This window comes from Nostoc sp. CALU 1950, assembly GCF_051172895.1.
Lineage (GTDB): Bacteria > Cyanobacteriota > Cyanobacteriia > Cyanobacteriales > Nostocaceae > Nostoc > Nostoc edaphicum_A.
In genome coordinates this window covers 1-3,208 of sequence record NZ_JBDNJQ010000314.1, presented here as the reverse complement: position 1 = coordinate 3,208, position 3,208 = coordinate 1, and the positions used below count along the sequence as shown (strand labels likewise).

At 44.8% G+C, this 3,208-nt stretch carries 2 protein-coding genes; both read right to left on the bottom strand.

What is annotated here, in order from left to right; translation table 11 throughout:
- Positions 1-105 precede the first annotated feature (105 nt).
- Positions 106-1,119 carry a cytochrome d ubiquinol oxidase subunit II gene (gene cydB, locus ABF638_RS37350; RefSeq protein ID WP_435027779.1) on the bottom strand — a complete coding sequence of 338 codons (1,014 nt, stop codon included), beginning with the start codon at positions 1,117-1,119 and terminating at the stop codon, positions 106-108.
- Between the two features lie 265 nt (positions 1,120-1,384).
- Positions 1,385-2,827: a cytochrome ubiquinol oxidase subunit I gene (locus ABF638_RS37345; protein WP_435027778.1), complete on the bottom strand. Its 1,443-nt coding sequence runs from the start codon at positions 2,825-2,827 to the stop codon at positions 1,385-1,387.
- Positions 2,828-3,208: the final 381 nt, after the last annotated feature.

The window sequence follows — 3,208 nt, the reverse complement described above, 5'->3', positions numbered from 1 at the left end:
GCCGTCTCTACAATAATCAGTCCTTTGTAGAGACGGCGATTTATCGCGTCTTTGTGATGGTTTACCGCGTCTTTGTGATGGTTTATTGCATCTTTATTGTGTCACCTACTCTCCATAATGTGTGCCTGCCACTTTCCCTCGAAACACAATGTAATTGTAGATGTTGTAGAACAACATAATAGGAATAAGAAATCCAATGAAGATAATCATGAAGACTAACGCGCTAGGTGCTGCGGCTGCCTGATAAATAGTGATACCTGGTGGGATGATATAGGGAAAAACAACTAATCCTAACCCCACAAAGGTAAGTAGAAAAAGCAGCACTGTCCAAACAAGGGGAGTAGTTTCTGATTTGCGGTTCAGGCTTTGAATTAATAACCAAATCAGCAGCACACCTAACACTGGAATGATTGCAAATAGATAAACTTCTGGCTGGTGAAATAACTTTGCTCTGGCATTTTCATATACAACAGGGGTGGCAATCGTGATAAAAATTGCACCTAAGAGCGTTGTCCAAGCAGCGAGTTTGGCTGTGCGGTAATGGGACGTTTGCAGTTCTCCCTCAGTTTTTAAGATGAGATAGGTGGAGCCAATCAATACATAACCCTGGATTAATGTCAAGGCAACCAAGAGCGATCGCCAATCGAACCAATCCCACATACTGCCGATAAAGTGACCCGCTTCATCCACCTTAATGCCTTCTAAAATGGTGCCCAAGGCAAATCCTTGAAATAGCGCCGCCATGAAACTACCGACTCCAAACGCCACATTCCAAAACACTTTGTTTGTAGAATGCTCTCGAAACTCAAAGGCCACAGCCCGAAAAATCAAGCCAAAGATCATCCCAAAAATGGGAATGTAGAGCGCATTTAAAATGGTGCCATAAGCCAGAGGAAATGCCCCAAATAACGCACCCCCCATCAACACCAACCAGGTTTCATTTGCATCCCAAACATTACCCAAACTCGTCATTAAAATATCGCGTCGGTCGTCATTGGAACTGGTTAGCGATAGGATGCCTACGCCTAGATCAAACCCGTCTAACATGACGTAGAGAAATAAAAACAGAGCCAAAATGACAAACCAAACCTGCGCTAAAAAGTGTTCCAGATTCTCCATACAGTTACCAAATTGTTTTACCAAAAACGGGGAAAGGGAAAAGGGGAAGGGGTAAAGGAAGCAGAAAAAAGCTTGACCCCACAAAGTATAAAGCCCCTATTTTTAAATATGGAGAAACAAAAAAGAAGACTTTACCAGACACATCGTGCGATAACTTAGCAGTGTCCATGCTTGAAACCTCTGCTTTTAAGTATAGTTACTGAGCTTGTCGAAGTATGAGGTTCTTTTTCCCCCTTTCCCCTTCCCCTTTCTCCCTCTGTTTCATCTATTGCTCTGCTTCAACAGGACGTTGATCTGGAACAAATTCAGCCGGAGTAGTTTCTGCGACAGGTTCGGTGTCAACGCCTGGAACCGGAAGTTCCAGATTCGGGCCTTGACGAATGATTCGACTACCAAAGAATAAAGCACAAATAAACAGGGCTGTATAAATTCCAGCAAAAAGCACCAGGGATGTTAACACCTCACTAGCAGGTAGGTGGGAAACTCCGTCTGCTGTGCGAATTTGCCCATAAAGTACCCAAGGTTGCCGCCCAACACAACGCACAATCCAGCCTGATTCGACGGCGATGTAGCCCAGTGGAGCCGCCAAAATCCAGATTCGCAGTAGCCATTTCTGCCCGGCGATCGCTTCTGGCGAGAGTTTGCCCCGCAACCACTGAATCACACTCAGTCCCATCAATCCAGCTAAGAAGAAGCCAATGCCGCTCATGATGCGGAAGGAATAATAAATCAAACCCACCATCCGGGGGCGATCTTCAGGCTGCCAATGTTTCAGTCCGAGAACGGGTTTAGAGAGGTTCTTTTTAAATTCCAAAATGTAGCCTAAGCCGTTGGGAATTGAGATTTCCCAATCATTTTGCTCAGTCTGATTATTAGGTAATGCCACCACACTCCAAGGCGCGGGCTGTCCGGCTGGACTAGTTTCCCACTTGGCCTCCATTGCGGCGAGTTTGGTGGGCTGATAATCTGCTACTTGCTCGGCGCTGAGGTGTCCGACATAGATTTGTAATGGGGTGACTGCGATCGCAGTTGCCAAGACAATTTTAAGCGATCGCGCAAAGAAAGCTTCATGACGCTTGTTGAGAATATACCAGGCGCTAATTCCCCCAATCACAAACAGCGAAGTTTCCAGCGTCGCCAAAAACATGTGCGAGACACTGTTGAGCATGAAAGGATTTAAAATTGCCTGAAAGTAATCATCGACAACAAACTTCCCATTCACCATTTCTCCGCCAGCCGGAGTCTGTAACCAAGAGTTGGCCGCTAAAATCCAGAAGGTAGATAGGTTTGCGCCAAAGGCAACCATAATCGTGGCAAAATAATGAATAACTGGATTTACTCGTTCCCAGCCAAACAACATAATCCCCAAAAATCCGGCTTCTAACATGAATGCCATCGAAGCCTCAAAGCCTAAAATGCTGCCAAAAAAGTCACCTACTGCTTCAGAAAACGGTGCCCAGTTCGTGCCAAATTGAAACTCCATCGGCAAACCGGATGCTACACCAATACCGAAGTTCAACACATATAACTTTGCCCAGAAACGAGCATGGTGGTAGTAATCGGGATTGCGTGTTTTGAGCCACATTCCTTCGACAATGACAAGATAAATCCCCATCCCAGTGGTGAGAACAGGCCATAGCATGTGAAAGATCGCCGTCAGTGCAAACTGCATCCGCGATAGGGCAACGGTATCCGAGAGAAAATCCATGAACTAACCTCTGAATTCGTTTAAATCTTTACTTGCACAGCATCTTTGGGTTATAGCCGAATGCATTAAAGATACCATTGGGGAACAAAAGAGGAGTACAAAAATTTTGTCCGTTGTAACTCAGTCTGCCTACACGACCATTTTGTGAGATTTTTCCAACTACCAAAGCTTTTGGTGTGTTACGGCTTACACTTAACGCACCCTTATATCTTAGATTTTTTCAGGAATCAAATACATCAAAGTGAATTAATGGAAAACTGGGAACTAGCTAGAGATAATCTTGATCGCAGTGCGACAAAGTTTGAAGTACCTCAACACGACTTTGGAGTACCTCAACACAACTTTGAAGTACCTCAACACAACTTTGAAGTACCTCAACAC

What these genes read in the sequence shown, in the direction of transcription:
- ABF638_RS37345 (WP_435027778.1), bottom strand. Translation starts at nt 2,827, where the DNA reads ATGGATTTTCTCTCGGATACCGTTGCCCTATCGCGGATGCAGTTTGCA.
- cydB (WP_435027779.1), bottom strand. Translation starts at nt 1,119, where the DNA reads ATGGAGAATCTGGAACACTTTTTAGCGCAGGTTTGGTTTGTCATTTTG.